Source organism: Janthinobacterium sp. GL_088, assembly GCF_057837845.1.
On the sequence record NZ_CM174453.1, the window covers coordinates 469,014 to 485,865 of the forward strand.

The window sequence follows — 16,852 nt, forward strand, 5'->3', positions numbered from 1 at the left end:
CCGAGAATGCGCCCTGACGGCGCTGTCCTGGATCAAGCTGCGCGCATCTGCCGCGCCGCCGCGACCATATTCTTTAAAGCCGCCTCCGTTTCCGCCCAGCCCCGCGTCTTCAGGCCGCAGTCCGGGTTGACCCATAACTGGGCTGGTGGAATGACGGCGATGCGGAAGGTGCGCGTGGCCCAGTCCAGGTAGGCGTCCCACTGGCCGCGGCGCAGCGGCAAGCCTTCGCGCATGGCCGGCTCGTCGATCTGGATGATGCCGATGCCAGCCGTTTCCAGATCCTGGACTTCATCGCGGATGGCCAGGGCCAGCTGCAGCGCCGTGGCGGCGCGCGGCTGGTCGTCGCGCACGAACGACCATTGCAAGATCGTCACCGGGCCCGTCAGCATGCCCTTCATCGGTTTATTGGTCAGGCTTTGCGCGTGCACCGTCCAGGCCACCGTCATGGCGGCCGGGCGCTGCACGTCGCCGTAAATGACGGGCGGTTTCACACAGCGCGAGCCGTACGATTGCACCCAGCCGTGGCGCGTGAAGATAAAACCGTCCAGTTGCTCGCCAAAGTAGTCGACCATGTCGTTGCGTTCCGCCTCGCCATGCACGAGCACGTCCAGGCCCAGCGCTTCCTGGCGTCCCACAGCGTGGGCGATTTCGGCGCGCATCTGTGCTTCATACTCGGCGGATCCAAGTTCGCCCCGCTTATGGCTGGCGCGGCGGCTGGCAATGGCCTGACGGAAAGTGGCCAATGCGGCCAGTGCGCTGTCATCGGGGTGGCCTTCAAGCGCATCCTTGAGAACGGCGATTTCCGACAGTTTTTCCGTGGCGAACGCCAGCCAGGTCTTGATTTCGCTATCGAGCTCCGTCTCGGCCGCCAGGCTGAACGGCACGTGCAGCAAGGAGCATGACGGCGCCAGCCACAGGTGGCCATTGCGCTTGGCCGCCAGCGGCCGCAGCACGGCCAGGGCTGCGTCGAGGTCGGTGCGCCAGATATTGCGGCCATCGACGATACCGACCGACAAGACTTTATGCGCGGGCAGCCAGTCCGTCACGCTGGTCAGTTCATGCGGCGCGCGGATGCCGTCCACATGCAGGCCGGCCACGGGCAGGCGGCAGGTCAGGCTGAGGTTTTCTTCCAGCGGCGAGAAATACGTGGCCAGCAGGATATTCACGCCCACCTGGTTCAGCTGCCAATACGTGCTCTCGAAGGCGCTGCGCCAGGCGCTGGGCAAGTCCAGGCCCAGGATCGGTTCGTCCAGCTGCACCCACGTCACGCCTTGCTGTTTCAGGCGGTCGAGCAGAGCGCCGTAGACGGGCAGCAATTGTTCCAGCAGGGCCAGACGGTCGAAGCCTGACTCGTCCGGCGTCTTTTCCTTGCCCAGCCAGAGGAAGGTGAGGGGGCCGATCAGGGCCGCCTTGACCTGGTGACCGAGCGCCTGCGCTTCGGCCACTTCCGCCAGCAGGCGCTCGCCAGCGAGAGAAAATCGGGTCTGCGGCGACAGTTCGGGCACCAGGTAATGGTAATTGGTGTCAAACCACTTGGTCATTTCCAGCGCGGCAGTGCCGGCGGCGTTGCTACGGTGCGCGTGGCCGCAGTCCGCATGCTCCGCATGCGTTGCTTCACCGCGCGCCATCGTGAAGTAGCGCGCCAGGGGCGATTGCTCCGGCGTGAAGTTGAAACGCGCCGGTTCGCAGCCCAGCAGCTGGATATGGTTGGCCACCTGGTCATACAAGGCGAAGTCGCCCACGGTCACGTAATCAAGCCCGGCATCGCGTTGCAAGGCCCAGTGGCGCGCCCGCAATTGCTGGGCCGTCGCTTCCAGGGCCGCCTCCGACACCTCGCCGCGCCAGTGGCTTTCCAGCGCCAATGTCAGCTCACGCGCGGCGCCGATACGGGGAAAGCCAAGGATGTGGGTACGAATGGTCATGATGTCATCGAGATTTAATGTGAATGCGCTAGAGTGTGCGGCAACTTGAACTATAATCAAAACGAAACATTTTGCCGAATAACATGAAAATAATTCACGCACAGAATCCATTTCCCCGATGCTAGAAATCCGTCACCTGCGCACCTTGAGTGCCCTGCGTTCGTCCGGCAGCCTGGTGCGCGCCGCGCAGCTGCTCAACCTGACCCAGTCGGCCCTGTCGCACCAGATCCGTTTGCTCGAAGAGCGCTACAAGGCGCCCCTGTTCGAGCGCAAGTCGATGCCGATCGCGTTTACGGCCACGGGCAGCCGGTTGCTGGAGCTGGCCGACAAGCTGCTGCCCGAGATCGAGCTGGCCGAGCGCGACGTGGCGCGCCTGTCGCAGGGGGACAAGGGGCAGTTGCGCGTGGCGCTCGAATGCCATACCTGTTTCGATTGGCTCATGCCCGTGATGGATGCGTTCCGCCAGCGCTGGCCGGAAGTGGAGATCGATCTTGTCTCCGGCTTTCACAGCGAACCGGCGGACTTGCTGCGTTCGGGCGAGGCGGACCTCGTGATCGGTTCGCCGTATGGCGCCGATTTCACCGTGTTCCCCCTGTTCCGCTTTGAAATGCTGGTGGTGATGGCGCAGAAGCACCGGCTGCAGGCGCAGCGCCGGCTGGTGGCGGCCGACTTTACGGGCGAGACCCTGATTACCTATCCGGTGCCGGAAGAACGCATCGACCTGATCCGCGAAGTGCTGCGGCCCGCCGGCATCCAGTTTGAACGTCGCACGGCCGAATTGACGGTCGCCGTGCTGCAGCTGGTGGCGAGCCGGCGCGGCATTGCCGCCTTGCCGAACTGGGCCATCAAGAATTACGTCGATTACGATTATGTGGTGGCGCGCCCGGTGGGCGAGCACGGCTTGTGGAGCGATTTGTACGTGTCCGTGCCGGACCACCTGCAGGACAAGGCGTATGTGCGCGATTTCGTCGGCGTGATACGCGAGCAGTGCGCGGCCTCGCTCGACGGTATCAAGTTGTTGTCCTGATCAACGTTGAATTGGAAACAAACCAACAGCAAAGCTTGATAAATATCAAGGTTCAGCAATGAACCACCGCTTACAGTTGAGCACTGTGCGGCGCAACATGGCGCTGCCTACTCTTTGGGGAGGAACACTATGTTTTCATTTTCCGAGCAATGGGCACTGGCCGGCAAGGCCGTGGTGGAAGCACAATTGATCAGCGCGCAAGCGTATGCCCAGGCCGCCGTCGACAGCGGCGCCAGCGTCCTGGAATTGCAGCTAGATGCGGCCCGCGCGGCGCTGGCGGCCGCTACGGTAGCGGGCAATCAGCTGCTGTCCGCGAAGGATACGCAAGCGCTGCTGCAACTGTCGCGCACGCAGTCGCAACTGGCCATCGAACGCATCGGTGCATATAACCGTCAGGCAAAGGATGTTGCTCAGGAAACCCAGGAGAAATTCGATACTGTGACAAAGGGTGAGTTTGCTGCATCGCGTCAAAAAATTGACGAGCTGTTGCAGGTGGTAAAGCAAACGCCCGTGCCCCTGATTATTCCCTTCAATAATTTTCTAAAAACCACTTTCGGCGGCGCCGATGAAGGGTATGATAAAAATAAAAATACGCGTCCTGCTCGCCAGGCCTGAGCGTGTTGCGGCCCGGCAGCGGCTATCCGCCGCGCCAGGCCGCCCGCCGCCACCGCAAGCAGGCTGTCATCGCCGCCGCCTGCGGTGCGGCGCTGGAACTGCGGCGCATGCCGCGCTAGAATGAAACACAGCTTGCTGTGTCTTCCCGGATTCTCATTGGATTGTATTAACACCTTGACCTTGGCCCTCGTGGCCTGCTTATCGGAGAAATAAATGGATGATGTCGTAATCGTGGCCGCCGGCCGTACCGCAGTCGGCAAATTCGGTGGCAGTCTGGCCAAGATTCCTGCGTCCGAATTGGGCGCGCATGTAATCAAGGGCTTGCTGGCACAAACCGGCATCGACCCGAACCTGATCGGCGAAGCGATCCTGGGCCAGGTACTGACGGCCGCCGTCGGCCAGAACGCCGCGCGCCAGGCCGTCATCAAGGCTGGCCTGCCTAGCTCCATCCCGGCATTTACCATCAACAAGGTATGCGGCAGCGGCCTGAAGGCCACGCACCTGGCGGCGCAAGCGATCAAGTGCGGCGACGCCAACATCATCATCGCCGGCGGCCAGGAAAACATGAGCGCTTCGCCGCACGCGATGAACGGCTCGCGCGACGGTTTCCGCATGGGCGACTTCAAGATGATCGACACCATGATCGTCGACGGCCTGTGGGACGTGTACAACCAGTATCACATGGGCATCACGGCGGAAAACGTCGCCAAGAAATACGAAGTGACGCGCGCCGAGCAGGATGAGTTCGCGCTGCAGTCGCAACTGAAGGCGGAAGCGGCGCAAAAGGCGGGCAAGTTCAAGGATGAAATCCTGCCGCTGGAAATCGCCAACAAAAAAGGCACCGTCGTCTTCGACAGCGATGAATACATCAAGCCTGGTTCGACCCTGGAATCGCTGGCCGGCCTGCGTCCCGCGTTCGCCAAGGACGGTACTGTCACGGCCGGCAACGCGTCGGGCCTGAACGACGGCGCCGCCGCCGTGATCATGATGTCCGCCTCGCAAGCGAAGGAACTGGGCTTGAAGCCGCTGGCGCGCATCAAGGCCTACGCATCGTCGGGCCTGGACCCGGCCGTCATGGGCATGGGCCCCGTCTCCGCATCGCGTCTGTGCCTGAAAAAAGCCGGCTGGACGCATGAAGAGCTGGACCTGATGGAAATCAACGAAGCGTTTGCCGCGCAAGCGATTGCCGTGAACAAGGAAATGGGCTGGGATACCAGCAAGATCAACGTGAACGGCGGCGCGATTGCCATCGGCCACCCGATCGGCGCCTCCGGCGCGCGCATCCTGGTCACCCTGATCCACGAAATGATCCGCCGCGACGCCAAGAAAGGCCTGGCTGCCTTGTGCATCGGTGGCGGCATGGGTGTTGCTTTAGCGATCGAGCGGGATTAAGCGCTAGCACGAACCCAGGCTGTTGCGCATACCGTGCGGCGGCCTGGTTTGATGCGGTACGCCGCCGTCATGCAGCGGTTTTGGACTGCTTTATTTAAATAATTAACTTTTTAGCAACAGAACGACACTGAGGGGATGAAAATGGCAAGAGTTGCATTGGTAACTGGTGGCATGGGTGGTCTGGGCGAAGCGGTGTGTTTCAAGTTGGCCGCGCTCGGCTATCGCGTGGTGACCACATATTCCCCAGGCAATCCGAAGGTCGCTGACTGGCTGGCGACGACGAAGGACATGGGCTATGACTTCAAGGCATATCCGTGCGACGTGGCCGACTACGATTCGGCGGCCGCCTGCGTGGCTGCCGTGGAAAAGGACATCGGTCCTGTCGACGTGCTGGTGAATAACGCCGGCATCACGCGCGACATGACGTTCAAGAAGATGGACAAGCCGAACTGGGATGCCGTGATGGGCACCAACCTCGATTCCGTCTTCAACATGACCAAGCCTGTCTGCGACGGCATGGTGGAACGCGGCTGGGGCCGCATCATCAATATCTCGTCCGTGAATGGCCAGAAGGGCGCCTTCGGCCAGACCAACTATTCGGCCGCGAAAGCCGGCATGCATGGTTTCACCAAGTCGCTGGCGCTGGAAGTGGCGCGCAAGAACGTCACCGTCAACACCATCTCGCCAGGCTACATCGGCACCAAGATGGTCATGGCGATTCCGCAGGAAGTGCTCGACAGCAAAATCATCCCGCAAATTCCGATGGCGCGCCTGGGCAAGCCGGAAGAAGTGGCCGGCCTGGTGGCTTACCTGGCTTCCGATGAAGCGGCGTTCGTCACGGGCGCCAACATCTCGATCAACGGCGGCCAGCACATGTCGTAATCGTTGTTGAGGTAAAACAGAAAAGACAGCTGCGGCTGTCTTTTTTTATGCTTGCCAGCAAAACAAGGAGATCGCCGGATTTGCCTTAGAATCAGTATTTCTCCAATGCATCATCTCCATGACCCTTGTTCCTGTCTTGCGCCGCGCCAGCGTGGCCGCCATCCTTTTCCTGGGCGCCAGCGTGGCCCAGGCCAGCGTCGCCTTCCACGTCACGGTGACTACCGAGCGCGTCAACCAGCCTGGCGTGAAAACCAGCTTGCCCGCGCGCGCTATGCAGGAAAGCGATGTCGTGCTGGGGCCTCATTACCTGAGCGTGCGTGATGGCAAGAGCCTGTCCGTGCTCGACTTTGCCACGCGCCGCCGCCACCTGATCGATCTGGCGGCATCCACCTACGATAGCTATTCGCTGTTCGACGTGGCGGGCTTTCGCCGCATCGAGATCGCGCACCGCCAGGGCATGGCCGGCGCGCTCCAGGCTGGCGGCTTGCAGGCTCACGTCACGCTGCCCGTGTATGAAGAGCAAGCGCTGTCCGTGCCGGCGGCCAGGCGGCGCAATGCGCTGGCGCCGCACGTGCTCGACGGTGCCGTGCTGTGGTCGCTCGACGGACAGCCCCTGCTGCGCCTGGGCATAGCCGGCAGCCCCGTCAGCGGTGACGAGGCCACGGCGTTTGCCCAGTACCTGCGCTACACCTGGGGTGGCCACCCGCTGGTGCTGAAGATGCTGGCCGGCGGCAAGCGCCTTCCTGCCGACTTCACCTTGCACTACCAGGAGGTGGGCGGCACGGTGACGCGGCATTTCCGCATCAGCCGGCTTGTCATGGATGCGCCCGCCACATATTCTCTGGCCGCCTACCGGCCCCGTCCGCTGGAGGCCGATGCGTCCCCGCTCGAGCGCGTGCTGGCGCAGGCGGCGCGCTTGCCGCCGCTGGGACCCCAGGCGGCCCAGGCACATCTCGCGCTGCGGGCCGAAGCGGAAAAGCTCTTTGCCGCGGAAAAGCCCTTCGAGGCTTTCTTGACCATGCTGGAAGACCATTTTTCCACGGGCGAACTGGTCGACAAGCTGTCGCCCCAGCAGATACGGGCCATGCAGGAGTGCGAGCCCATCCACGATCTGACGCGGGGGCTGCTGGCCAAGGACCAGGAGGGCATCGCGGCCGCGCTGGCTACCGTGCAGGAATTGAGGAAGCAAACGGGGCTGGAGCAGCCCGTATTGGCCTTGTTCGAGGGAAATTTGCGTGCCAAGCTGGGGCAGTGGCCGGCAGCGACCGCGCTGTATTTGCAAGTGCTGCAGGCAAAACCGCATATGGCCGCCGTGTACCAGGACCTGGGTGACGCCTTGCTGGCGCAATTCGATGCGCCGAACGCCTGGCGCAGCTGGGATGCGGGGCGTGCCATGGCGCCGTCGCTGCGGCAATTTCGCAAGGTCGACGATTTGGAGCGCAGCCTGCTGCACGATTATCCCGCCTTCTTTGCCGAAGGCACGACGCTTCCGCCTGAAGGTCAGCCCAGCACCAGCCGCCCGGCCAGCAAGACGAAGACGGTGGGCAGCACGAACTTGCCGTAAGGCGAGGGTTTACCACGCAGGCGGCGCGCCAGGCGCGCGGCCAGCACGGCGTACAGGGCATCGAACAGCAGGCCCACCAGCACCAGCACGGCACCCAGGCGCAGGTATTGCATGCCGACCTGCTCGCTGCCGACGACGAATTGCGGCAGGAACATGCTGCAAAACAACAGTGCCTTCGGATTGAGCAGATTCGTCAGGAAGCCGCGCACCAGGCTGGCGCGGGCGCCATGCGCCGTGGCGGGGGCAGCTGCTCCCTGTGCCGTTTTGCTCGACAGGGCCGACTGCAGCAGGCGCAGCGCCAGGTACAGCAGGTAGGCGGCGCCCGCCCATTTGACCCACTGCAAGGCTTGCGGATGCGTCACCATCAATGCCGCCAGGCCCGCGCCCGACAGCGCCACGTGCACGGCGCGCGCGCCGGCAATGCCCATGGCCGTCACCAGCGCCGTGGCCACGCCGCGCGCGGCGCCCGTCGCCAGCACCAGCGCCATGTCGGGGCCCGGTAATAAAAAGGCGCCAGCCAGTGCCAGCAGGTACATCAGGAAGGTAGAATCGGACATGGCTCGGTCGAAAAGAAAGCGGGAGCATGCGCACGGTGCGGCCTGCTCGCCGGTATCCCATTATGTTCTTGCTGTGATGAAATGTGCTTGCTTTTCCTGCCTCGCATGCCCTAGTATTAGGGTAGATTCCACTCTTATAAAAATAAAAATTAGATGAAAATTTCAGAAGTTAGCCTCGACGCCACCGATTTACAGATACTCAGGCTGTTGCAGGATGAAGGACGGCTGTCGAATGCGCGCCTGGCCGAGCGCTTGAAACTGAGCGAAACCCCCGTCTGGCGCCGTTTGCGCCGCCTGGAAGAGGAAGGTTTTATTACCGGCTACCAGGCTTTGCTCAACCGCAAGAAGCTGGGCATCGGCCTGGTGGCGTTTGTGCGCGTCGTGTTTGCCAACCATGGCGGCGAACAGCCGTCGCAGTTCGAGCAAGCCATCGCGACGATTCCCGAGATATTGTCGTGCCACAATGTGGCGGGCGAAGCCGATTATTTCCTGCAAGTGGTGGCGCGCGACCTGGAAGCGTATGGCGAATTCGTCTCGACCGTGCTGCGCCGCCTGCCTGGCGTGGCGGAAATCCAGTCCAGCCTGTCGATGCGCGAAATCAAGTCGTCGAACCGCCTGCCCTTGCTGCTGGCCTGAGGCGCTGGCGGCGCACTATAATTGGAACAGTTGCCAGGACGCGTGCCTGGCGCCCTGACTGCCATTCTAAGGACCGCCATGCCCGATTCTTTGTCCCCCCTGTTTCCTGTCCTGTCGCCGAACCGGCACGGCATGCTGGCGGTCGATGACATCCACACCATTTACTGGGAAGAGTGCGGCAATCCCGACGGCATTCCCGTGCTGTTCCTGCATGGCGGCCCGGGCGCGGGCCTGTCGCCGCAGCATCGCCGCTTTTTTGACCCGCAGCGCTACCGCGTGATCCTGTTCGACCAGCGCGGCGCCGGCAAGTCCACGCCGCTGGGCGAATGGCGCAACAACACGACGCAGCTGCTGATCGCCGATATCGAACGCTTGCGCGCCCAGTTCGGCATCGCCCAATGGCTGGTGTTTGGCGGCTCGTGGGGCTCGACCCTGGCCCTGGCGTATGGCCAGGCGCATCCGGCAGCGTGCCTCGGTTTCGTGCTGCGCGGCATTTTTCTGTGCACGCAAGCGGAAATCGACTGGTTCATCGAGGGTGTGCGCTGGTTTTATCCGGAACTGTATGAAGAATTCGCCGCGCCTATTCCAGCCGAGGAACGGGGCGACTTGCTGGCGGCTTACGTGAAACGCATCCTCAGCAGTGATCCCGCCGTGTACTGGCCGGCCGCGCGCGCCTGGAGCCGCTTCGAAGGGCGCCGCGTGTACCTGATGCCGCAGCCGGAAGATGCGCCGAACGATGCGCTGGACCTGGGCGTGGGCCGGCTCGAATCGCACTACATGGCCAATCTCGGTTTCTTCGAGGAAGACCAGCTGATCCGCAACATGGGGCGTATCGCGCATTTGCCGGCCGTCATCGTGCAGGGACGCTATGACGCCATCTGCCCGCCGCTGTCGGCCTACCGCCTGCAGCAAGCCTGGCCCGGCGCGCAGCTGGAAATGATCCCCGACGCGGGCCATGGCGCGCTCGAGCACGGCATCGCTTCGGCGCTGGTGCGCGCCACCGAGCGCTTCGTGCCGGGGCGCGGCTTCGCATGATGCCAGACCACGCCGGTTGGCAAAGCGGCCAGCCGGCGTGCGCCACCTGCTACACTATGGCCTGTGCTGGCGCCAAGGTCGGGCGCCGGTGTGAACCCACGACTTTTTATCCATGAACATACAGATCGGCGACATCGGCCATATCATCCAGCTGGCGATTGCGCCGGTTTTCCTGTTGACCGGTATCGGCACCATGCTGGTGGTGCTGACCAACCGCCTGGGTCGCATCATCGACCGTACGCGCGTGCTGGAAGACCGGCTCGACATCGGCTACAACGATTTCTATATGGATGAGCTCGATACCTTGTATCAGCGTACCCATCTGATCAATTATTCGATTTCGCTGAGCACGGCGTGCGGTTTCTTCGTCTGCGTCATCATCGCCATGCTGTTTTTGGGCGATATTCTGAACCTGACCCTGGACAAATACATCGCGGCCTTCTTTGTGCTGGCCGTGATTTGCCTGATCGGCTGTTTTATTTATTTACTGCGCGAAATTTATCTGGCCGCGACGGCCCAGCGCATCCGGCGCCATATCCGCCCGCCACGCTAAGCGGCGCGCCGGTTTACCCTACTATTGAAGAACGAGTCCAGCATGCACGATTACAAACGTCCCCCCACCCTGCACCGCTACGGCCAGCGCAGCGAACTCGAGCTGGCGCTGAGCCTGGGCCAGTTCCGCCTGATGCCTGCGGGAAATTGTTTGACCCTGAGTTTTTCGCAAGTGTGGGACAAGCAACTGTTCGACCTGTTCGCCCCGGCCGACGCCTGTCTGATCATCCACAATACGGAAGAATTCGGCGAACGCCTGCACCGCGCCGTGCAGCGCACCTTGCCCAGCTGGGCAGGCATCGATGGCGTCGTTGAGTATGGCCAGCGCGCCGCCCTGGGCGCCGCTTTCACCAAGACGCGCGCCGAAGCAGCCGAGCAGGAATGGCTGTTCGCCTGGCGCTCGATGCAGCCGCAAGCGAGCCTGAATCCCGTCACGGTCAAGCTGGGCAGCCTGGAAAACTTCGCGGAAATCCGCGACCGCGACACCTATTTGGCCTGATTTTTTAACACCGGATGAAACCGTAGCGAGCGGATGGGAGTTGTAGCTGAGCAGCGGAGCTGTGCTTTAGCACAGTGAGCAGCGGAGGCTGCAAATCGCGACGCGCAGTAGGTTTTTTCCGGTGTCGTTATCCGGATTTATCGGCGTACTGGCTGTCGATGCGGGTGAGTACTGCCGCCATCATGCGTTCGATATCACCGCGTATCATGGTCGTGCCCAGCATGCCGGGCACATAGAAGCCTGGCATCAGCCGGCTGGAAAAGACGATGCGCGTGCCACCCGTCTCGGGGATGGGATACAAATTCCAGCGCGATTCGTAGTGCCGCATGTCGCCGGAGATCAGGGCGATGTCGATGGCCGTGAACGGCGTTTCCGTGGCCCGCACCACCAGGTGGATGGGGTGGTTCATGAACAGGAAGCGCGCCATGCCCTGCTGCTCGATGACGACTTCATTGCCGTTGCGCGACAGCACGCGGCAGGAACTGAGGTCGGGCACGAATTCGCTCATGCGCTCGTAGGTGGTCAGGGTCTTCCACACGGACGCCGGCGGCGCCTGCACGCTGCCGCTGGCATCGACTTCATACATGCGCTGCCCGTCGACCTCGATGCGCTTGACGTCGACCTTCAGCTTGTCCAGGCGTATCGCCTGTGCCAGCGCGGTCGCGGGGACGGCGCACAGCATCAGCAGGCAAAGGAAGAGTCGCGTCATGCACCTAGCCTACGGGAAACTTGCGCCCGGCACAAGCTGTACGCATCGCCGGCCCGTGCGCCGGGCGATTTAGAACTCCCGGTCTAGAGAAATACACTGCGGCGATCGGCAATGCTTGCTACCGTACGGCCTGCATACCACCTCTACCGGACCGATCACCATGACTGCCTATCCCCACCTGCTGGCCCCGCTTGACCTGGGCTTTACCTCTTTGCGCAACCGCGTCATCATGGGGTCCATGCATACGGGCCTGGAAGACCGTTTTTATCACTATGGCAAGCTGGCCGCCTTTTACCGCGAACGGGCGCGCGGCGGCGTGGGGCTGATCGTCACGGGAGGCATCTCGCCGAACCGCCAGGGCTGGCTGCTGCCGTTCGGCGGCACGCTCAATTTCCTCGGCGACGTGCCGAACCACCGCAAGGTGACGCGCGCCGTGCACGAAGAGGGCGGCAAGATCGTCATGCAGATCCTGCATGCGGGCCGCTATGGCTATCAGCCATTCGTCGTTTCGGCGTCGGCCAAGAAATCGCCGATTTCGCCGTTCCGGCCCCGTCCCCTGAGCGAGCGGGGCATCGAGCGCACCATCTGCGACTACGTGCGCTGCGCGCGCCTGGCGCAAAAGGCGGGCTATGACGGCATCGAAGTGATGGGCAGCGAAGGATATTTGCTGAACCAGTTCCTGTGCGCGCGCACGAATCTGCGCCAGGACCGCTGGGGCGGCACGATCGAGAACCGCATGCGCCTGCCCGTGGACATCGTGCGCCGCATCCGCGCCGCCGTCGGCCCCAACTTCATCATCATGTACCGTCATTCCCTGCTCGACCTGGTCGAGGGCGGCAACACCTGGGAGGACGTGGTAACGGTGGCCAAGGCGCTGGAGCAGGCCGGCGTGACCATTCTGAATACCGGCTTCGGCTGGCACGAGGCGAGGGTGCCCACCATCGTCACCTCGGTGCCGCGCGCCGCCTTCGCTTCCGTGGCGGGCCGATTGCGCCGCGAAGTGACGATTCCCGTGGTGGCGTCGAACCGCATCAACATGCCGCACGAAGCCAACGCCATCCTGGAGCGGGGCGACTGCGACCTGGTGTCGATGGCGCGCCCTTTCCTGGCCGACCCCGATTTTGTCGCCAAGGCCGCCTCCGGCCGCACGGACGAAATCAACACCTGCATCGGCTGTAATCAGGCGTGCCTGGACCATACCTTTGCCAACAAGCGTGCCAGCTGCCTCGTCAACCCGCGCGCCTGCCATGAAACGGAACTCGTGTACGCGAAAAAGGCCGTGCCGCGCCGGGTGGCCGTCGTCGGCGCGGGACCGGCCGGCTTGTCCGCCGCCTGCGTGGCCGCCGAATGCGGGCACGCAGTGACCCTGTTCGACAGCAGCGACAGCGTGGGCGGCCAGTTCAAGGTGGCCATGCAAATTCCGGGCAAGGAAGAATTCACGGAAACCATCCGCTATTTTGCGCGCCGGCTGGCACTGCTGGACGTCAAGTTGCGCCTGGGCCAGCGCGTCACGCGCGAGCAATTGCTGGCCGGCGGCTATGACGACGTCATCGTCGCCACCGGCATCAAGGTGCGCTTGCCGGCCATTCCCGGCATCGACCATCCGAAGGTGCTGTCGTACCTGGATGTGCTGCAAGCCAAGAAGCCCGTGGGCGCGCGCGTGGCCATCATCGGCGCGGGCGGCATCGGCTTCGATGTGGGAGAGTATTTATTGCACGACCCGGCGCATCCGTTGCCGCAGCCCGTGGCGACGTGGGCGGGCGAGTGGGGCGTGGACTTGAACGCGGCCACCGGCGGCGGCCTGGTGCCGCCCGTCGCGCCCGATCCCGTGCGGCAAATCTTCCTGTTGCAGCGCAAGACGTCGAAAGTGGGCGCGGGGCTGGGCAAGACGTCGGGCTGGGTGCACCGCGCGGCGCTGGCGAGAAATGGCGTGGCCATGCTGGCCGGCGTGAGCTACGACAAGATCGACGAGCAGGGCTTGCACATCACCGTGGGCGGCGAGCAGCGCCTGCTGGCGGTGGACAACGTGGTCATCTGCGCCGGCCAGGACAGCCTGACGGAACTCATGCCGCCCGCCGACAAGGATGGCAAGCCCCTGGCCACTGGCGGTCCGCGCTTCCACAAGATTGGCGGCGCCGCGCTGGCGGCGGAACTCGACGCCAAGCGGGCGATACGGGAAGGGGCGGAGCTGGCCGCCAGCCTGTAAAAAGAAAGCCTGCCGGCTGGGTAGCGGGCAGGCTTGCTGGATGGAAAGGGTGCCGGCTTAATGCCCGCCATGCCCTTTCTTCGCCGCATCAAAACTCTGCAGCACGTGTTCGGCCATGCCATTGGCCAGCTCGTGCTCGCCAATAAATACCTTGCCTGCGTTTTCCGCGCGTAGCAATTCCGCCTCTTCCTCGCTATGCGTGCGCACCACCGTCATGATGCTCGGGTTCAGCGCGCGCGCCGTCTCGATCATGGCGCGCACGTGGAAGGTATCGGGCGTGGCGATGACGAGCATGGTGGCGTGCGTGATGTGCGCCTGGATCAGCACGGCCGGTTCGCCCGCATTGCCGGCCACGGCCGGGATGCCCTGCTTGCGCAGCTGGTCGACGATTTCGCGGTTTTCCTCGGCCACGACGAAGTGGATGCCCCGTTCCATCAGGGCGGCGGCGATGCGCCGGCCCACGCGGCCATAGCCGACCAGAACGATCTGGCCCGACAGTTTTTCCTGCGGCACCGTCATCGGCAGCTCGGCCAGCGGGTCCGTGGTGCGTTCGAACTTGCGCGCGAAATCGCTGTTGCTCATCACGCGCAGCAGCGGCTTGGCCATGCTGAAGACGAGCGGGTTGAGGGCGATCGACAGGATGGCGCCTGCCAGGATCAGGCTTTGGCCTTCCTGCGGCATCAGGCCCAGGGAGAGGCCCAGCGCGGCCAGGATGAATGAGAATTCACCGATCTGCGCCAGGCTGGCCGAGACGATGATGGCCGTTTTCGGCGGATAGCGCAGCGCCATCACGAGCAAAAAGGCGGCAATCGACTTGCCGAAGATAATGATGGCGCACACGGCCAGCACTTGCAGGGGCTTGTCGATGAGGATATTCGGCTCGAACAGCATGCCGACGGAAACGAAGAACAGCACGGCAAACGCGTCGCGCAGCGGCAGCGACTCTTCCGCGGCGCGGTGGCTCAGTTCGGATTCGCGCAGCACCATGCCTGCGAAGAAGGCGCCCAGCGCGAACGACACGCCGAACAGCTTGGTCGAAGCGTAGGCGATGCCGACGGCGGCGGCGATCACGCACAGGGTGAACAGCTCGCGCGAGCCGGTGCGCGCCACTTGCCACAGGATCCATGGGAACAGCTTGCGGCCGACCACCAGCATGAAGACGATGAAACCGGCTACTTGCCCCAGCGTAATGGCCAGGGTTTGCCACAGGCTGACGGCCTCGGCATCCGGCGCGACCTTGCCGCCCAGCACGCCGGCAAACGCCGGCAGCAGCACGAGGACCAGCACGGTGACGAGGTCTTCCACCACCAGCCAGCCGACGGCGATGCGCCCATTCAGGGAGTCGAGGATGCCCCGTTCTTCCAGCGCGCGCAGCAGCACCACGGTACTGGCCACGGACAGGGCCAGGCCGAAGATCAGTCCGCCGCCGAGGGTCCAGCCCCACCAGTGGGCCAGGCCCATGCCCATCGCCGTGGCGACACCGATCTGCAGGATGGCGCCGGGCAGCGCGATCTTGCGCACGTCCCACAAGTCTTCGATGGAAAAGTGCAGGCCGACACCGAACATCATCAGCATCACCCCGATTTCCGCCAATTGTCCCGCTATTTCCGCATCCGCCACAAAACCGGGCGTGGCCGGTCCGATGATGATGCCGGCGGCCAGATAGCCGACCAGGGCCGGCAGTTTCAGGCGCGCGGCGATGAAGCCGAAGATGAGGCCGAACCCGAGGGCGGCGGCGATGGTGGTGATCAGGCTGATGTCATGGGGCATGCGTGTGGGGTTCCTTATGGGGACGTGCTGGTAGAAAAAGATGTTGCTCAGCGACCAAGTATAAACGCATCAAAGCCCCTGCCGGAAAATTTCCTGCGGCTTTATTGCAAAAAACCTGTGCTATATCTTCGTCCAGGTGGCCACGAACGCATGTCATCCACCTCGAACATCGCCTAATTCAGGAGTCAGGCGATGTTACACCCATGCGCTCAGAGCTTGCGCACGACCACGCAGCCGATGGAATAGCCGGCGCCGAACGAGCAGATGACGCCCGTGGCGCCCGCCGCCATGTCATCCTGATATTTATGGAAGGCGATGATGGAACCGGCCGACGAGGTGTTGGCGTAGGTGTCGAGGATCACGGGCGCTTCGTTGGCTTCCGCGTCGCGGCCCAGGATCAGGCGCGCGATCAGCAAATTCATGTTCAGGTTAGCCTGGTGCAGCCAGTAGCGGGAGACTTGCGCCACTTCCACGCCGGCCTTGGCCAGGGTGGCCTTGATCATCTCGGCGGCCATCGGGCACACTTCCTTGAAGACCTTGCGGCCTTGCTGGCGGAATAATTTATCGGCCTTGCCCACGCCGGATTCGTCAAAACGGTTGAGGAAGCCGAAATTGTTGCGGATGGCATTCGAGAAGCGCGTTTTCAGTTCCGTGCCGATGATTTCGAACTGGTGCGTAGAGACGGCCGTGTCTTTCGCTTCGACGATGATGGCCGTGCAGGCGTCGCCGAAAATGAAATGGCTGTCGCGGTCGCGCCAGTTCAGGTGGCCGCTGGTGATTTCGGGATTCAACACCAGCACGGCGCGCGCCTGGCCGCTTTGCACGGCGGCCACGGCTTGCTGGATGCCGAAGGTGGCGGACGAGCACGCCACGTTCATGTCAAAACCATAACCATCGATGCCCAGCGCATCCTGCACTTCCACGGCCATGGCCGGGTAGGCGCGCTGCATATTGCTGCAAGCGACCAGTACCATGTCTATATCGGCCGGCGTGCGGCCGGCGCGGGCCAGCGCGTCGTGCGCGGCGGCGACAGCCATTTCCGCCTGCAGCGACAGTTCGTCATCGCCCCGCTCCGCAATGCGCGAGACCATGCGCGCCGGGTCGAGGATGCCTTCCTTTTCCATCACGAAGCGCGACTTGATGCCGGACGCCTTTTCGATGAAGGCCACGCTCGACAGGTCCAGCGCCGTCACTGTGCCCGCGGCGATCGCGTCGGCGTTGTCTGCATTGAATTTTTCCGCGTAGGCATTGAAGCAGGTGACCAGCTCTTCGTTGGAGATCGAAAATGGCGGCGTGTACAGTCCGGTACCGCTGATGACGACTTGTTTCATGGTTAAACTTTCAAATTTGGCAATCGACGTGGCGCCGATAAGTGAAGCAAATTTTACACAAACAGGCTCGACTGTAGAGAGTTTCGTGTTGCGGGGCAGGGGAAGTGTGGCGGAAGATTGATTTTTGTCGCGTGGACGGCTGACCGGAGGGCATG

Annotated in this window: 15 protein-coding genes; 10 read left to right on the top strand and 5 right to left on the bottom strand. The window is 63.0% G+C overall.

The window, feature by feature from the left end; translation table 11 throughout:
- Positions 1 to 32: 32 nt before the first annotated feature.
- Positions 33 to 1,922, bottom strand: a complete 1,890-nt coding sequence (locus AC3IQ7_RS02055) for a 5-methyltetrahydropteroyltriglutamate--homocysteine S-methyltransferase (RefSeq protein ID WP_489208222.1) — start codon at positions 1,920 to 1,922, stop codon at positions 33 to 35.
- 118 nt (positions 1,923 to 2,040) lie between these two features.
- Here AC3IQ7_RS02055 and AC3IQ7_RS02060 point away from each other — a divergent pair, with 118 nt between their 5' ends.
- From AC3IQ7_RS02060 to AC3IQ7_RS02080, 5 genes are all read left to right on the top strand, one after another.
- A complete protein-coding gene (locus AC3IQ7_RS02060) occupies positions 2,041 to 2,949 on the top strand; it encodes a LysR family transcriptional regulator (protein ID WP_489208223.1) in 909 nt (302 codons plus the stop codon).
- 129 nt (positions 2,950 to 3,078) lie between these two features.
- Positions 3,079 to 3,564 carry a phasin family protein gene (locus tag AC3IQ7_RS02065; protein WP_099377772.1) on the top strand — a complete coding sequence of 162 codons (486 nt, stop codon included), beginning with the start codon at positions 3,079 to 3,081 and terminating at the stop codon, positions 3,562 to 3,564.
- A 213-nt stretch (positions 3,565 to 3,777) separates the two neighbouring features.
- The gene (locus AC3IQ7_RS02070) at positions 3,778 to 4,956 is read left to right on the top strand and encodes an acetyl-CoA C-acetyltransferase (RefSeq protein ID WP_034783723.1); all 1,179 of its coding nucleotides are present in this window, start codon (positions 3,778 to 3,780) and stop codon (positions 4,954 to 4,956) included.
- A 141-nt stretch (positions 4,957 to 5,097) separates the two neighbouring features.
- Positions 5,098 to 5,838 (top strand): acetoacetyl-CoA reductase, encoded by a 741-nt coding sequence (gene phbB, locus AC3IQ7_RS02075; protein WP_099377910.1) that lies wholly within the window; start codon positions 5,098 to 5,100, stop codon positions 5,836 to 5,838.
- 118 nt (positions 5,839 to 5,956) lie between these two features.
- Positions 5,957 to 7,402: a hypothetical protein gene (locus tag AC3IQ7_RS02080; protein WP_489208224.1), complete on the top strand. Its 1,446-nt coding sequence runs from the start codon at positions 5,957 to 5,959 to the stop codon at positions 7,400 to 7,402.
- Here AC3IQ7_RS02080 and AC3IQ7_RS02085 read toward each other — a convergent pair.
- Positions 7,339 to 7,959, bottom strand: a complete 621-nt coding sequence (locus tag AC3IQ7_RS02085) for a LysE family translocator (protein ID WP_489208226.1) — start codon at positions 7,957 to 7,959, stop codon at positions 7,339 to 7,341. The genes AC3IQ7_RS02080 and AC3IQ7_RS02085 overlap by 64 nt on opposite strands.
- A gap of 153 nt (positions 7,960 to 8,112) precedes the next feature.
- On the opposite strand from AC3IQ7_RS02085, the gene AC3IQ7_RS02090 reads away from it, so the two are divergent.
- The 4 genes from AC3IQ7_RS02090 to AC3IQ7_RS02105 all read left to right on the top strand — a co-directional run bounded on the left by AC3IQ7_RS02090 (position 8,113) and on the right by AC3IQ7_RS02105 (position 10,681).
- On the top strand, positions 8,113 to 8,595 hold the full coding sequence (locus tag AC3IQ7_RS02090; protein ID WP_034752896.1) for an Lrp/AsnC family transcriptional regulator: 483 nt from the start codon (positions 8,113 to 8,115) through the stop codon (positions 8,593 to 8,595).
- Between the two features lie 78 nt (positions 8,596 to 8,673).
- On the top strand, positions 8,674 to 9,630 hold the full coding sequence (pip, locus tag AC3IQ7_RS02095) for a prolyl aminopeptidase (protein WP_322426575.1): 957 nt from the start codon (positions 8,674 to 8,676) through the stop codon (positions 9,628 to 9,630).
- A gap of 112 nt (positions 9,631 to 9,742) precedes the next feature.
- Positions 9,743 to 10,183, top strand: coding sequence for a DUF2721 domain-containing protein (locus AC3IQ7_RS02100; RefSeq protein WP_035823621.1), 441 nt, complete (start codon positions 9,743 to 9,745; stop codon positions 10,181 to 10,183).
- Positions 10,184 to 10,225: 42 nt separating this feature from the next.
- A complete protein-coding gene (locus AC3IQ7_RS02105) occupies positions 10,226 to 10,681 on the top strand; it encodes a hypothetical protein (protein WP_099377775.1) in 456 nt (151 codons plus the stop codon).
- A 127-nt stretch (positions 10,682 to 10,808) separates the two neighbouring features.
- Here AC3IQ7_RS02105 and AC3IQ7_RS02110 read toward each other — a convergent pair whose 3' ends face one another.
- Complete coding sequence (locus tag AC3IQ7_RS02110; RefSeq protein ID WP_489208228.1) at positions 10,809 to 11,390, bottom strand: SRPBCC family protein; 582 nt, start codon at positions 11,388 to 11,390, stop codon at positions 10,809 to 10,811.
- 160 nt (positions 11,391 to 11,550) lie between these two features.
- On the opposite strand from AC3IQ7_RS02110, the gene AC3IQ7_RS02115 reads away from it, so the two are divergent.
- Complete coding sequence (locus AC3IQ7_RS02115) at positions 11,551 to 13,596, top strand: 2,4-dienoyl-CoA reductase FMN-binding domain-containing protein (protein ID WP_489208229.1); 2,046 nt, start codon at positions 11,551 to 11,553, stop codon at positions 13,594 to 13,596.
- 57 nt (positions 13,597 to 13,653) lie between these two features.
- Here the strand turns inward: AC3IQ7_RS02115 and AC3IQ7_RS02120 are convergent, their stop codons facing one another.
- Both AC3IQ7_RS02120 and AC3IQ7_RS02125 read right to left on the bottom strand, forming a co-directional pair.
- Positions 13,654 to 15,366: a cation:proton antiporter domain-containing protein gene (locus AC3IQ7_RS02120; protein ID WP_099377778.1), complete on the bottom strand. Its 1,713-nt coding sequence runs from the start codon at positions 15,364 to 15,366 to the stop codon at positions 13,654 to 13,656.
- Positions 15,367 to 15,575: 209 nt separating this feature from the next.
- Positions 15,576 to 16,697 carry a beta-ketoacyl-ACP synthase III gene (locus AC3IQ7_RS02125; RefSeq protein WP_489208230.1) on the bottom strand — a complete coding sequence of 374 codons (1,122 nt, stop codon included), beginning with the start codon at positions 16,695 to 16,697 and terminating at the stop codon, positions 15,576 to 15,578.
- Positions 16,698 to 16,852 lie beyond the last annotated feature (155 nt).

What these genes read in the sequence shown, in the direction of transcription:
- AC3IQ7_RS02120 (WP_099377778.1), bottom strand. Translation starts at nt 15,366, where the DNA reads ATGCCCCATGACATCAGCCTGATCACCACCATCGCCGCCGCCCTCGGG.
- pip (WP_322426575.1), top strand. Translation starts at nt 8,674, where the DNA reads ATGCCCGATTCTTTGTCCCCCCTGTTTCCTGTCCTGTCGCCGAACCGG.
- AC3IQ7_RS02070 (WP_034783723.1), top strand. Translation starts at nt 3,778, where the DNA reads ATGGATGATGTCGTAATCGTGGCCGCCGGCCGTACCGCAGTCGGCAAA.
- AC3IQ7_RS02055 (WP_489208222.1), bottom strand. Translation starts at nt 1,922, where the DNA reads ATGACCATTCGTACCCACATCCTTGGCTTTCCCCGTATCGGCGCCGCG.
- AC3IQ7_RS02060 (WP_489208223.1), top strand. Translation starts at nt 2,041, where the DNA reads ATGCTAGAAATCCGTCACCTGCGCACCTTGAGTGCCCTGCGTTCGTCC.
- AC3IQ7_RS02100 (WP_035823621.1), top strand. Translation starts at nt 9,743, where the DNA reads ATGAACATACAGATCGGCGACATCGGCCATATCATCCAGCTGGCGATT.
- AC3IQ7_RS02085 (WP_489208226.1), bottom strand. Translation starts at nt 7,959, where the DNA reads ATGTCCGATTCTACCTTCCTGATGTACCTGCTGGCACTGGCTGGCGCC.
- AC3IQ7_RS02110 (WP_489208228.1), bottom strand. Translation starts at nt 11,390, where the DNA reads ATGACGCGACTCTTCCTTTGCCTGCTGATGCTGTGCGCCGTCCCCGCG.
- phbB (WP_099377910.1), top strand. Translation starts at nt 5,098, where the DNA reads ATGGCAAGAGTTGCATTGGTAACTGGTGGCATGGGTGGTCTGGGCGAA.
- AC3IQ7_RS02080 (WP_489208224.1), top strand. Translation starts at nt 5,957, where the DNA reads ATGACCCTTGTTCCTGTCTTGCGCCGCGCCAGCGTGGCCGCCATCCTT.
- AC3IQ7_RS02125 (WP_489208230.1), bottom strand. Translation starts at nt 16,697, where the DNA reads ATGAAACAAGTCGTCATCAGCGGTACCGGACTGTACACGCCGCCATTT.
- AC3IQ7_RS02115 (WP_489208229.1), top strand. Translation starts at nt 11,551, where the DNA reads ATGACTGCCTATCCCCACCTGCTGGCCCCGCTTGACCTGGGCTTTACC.
- AC3IQ7_RS02105 (WP_099377775.1), top strand. Translation starts at nt 10,226, where the DNA reads ATGCACGATTACAAACGTCCCCCCACCCTGCACCGCTACGGCCAGCGC.
- AC3IQ7_RS02090 (WP_034752896.1), top strand. Translation starts at nt 8,113, where the DNA reads ATGAAAATTTCAGAAGTTAGCCTCGACGCCACCGATTTACAGATACTC.
- AC3IQ7_RS02065 (WP_099377772.1), top strand. Translation starts at nt 3,079, where the DNA reads ATGTTTTCATTTTCCGAGCAATGGGCACTGGCCGGCAAGGCCGTGGTG.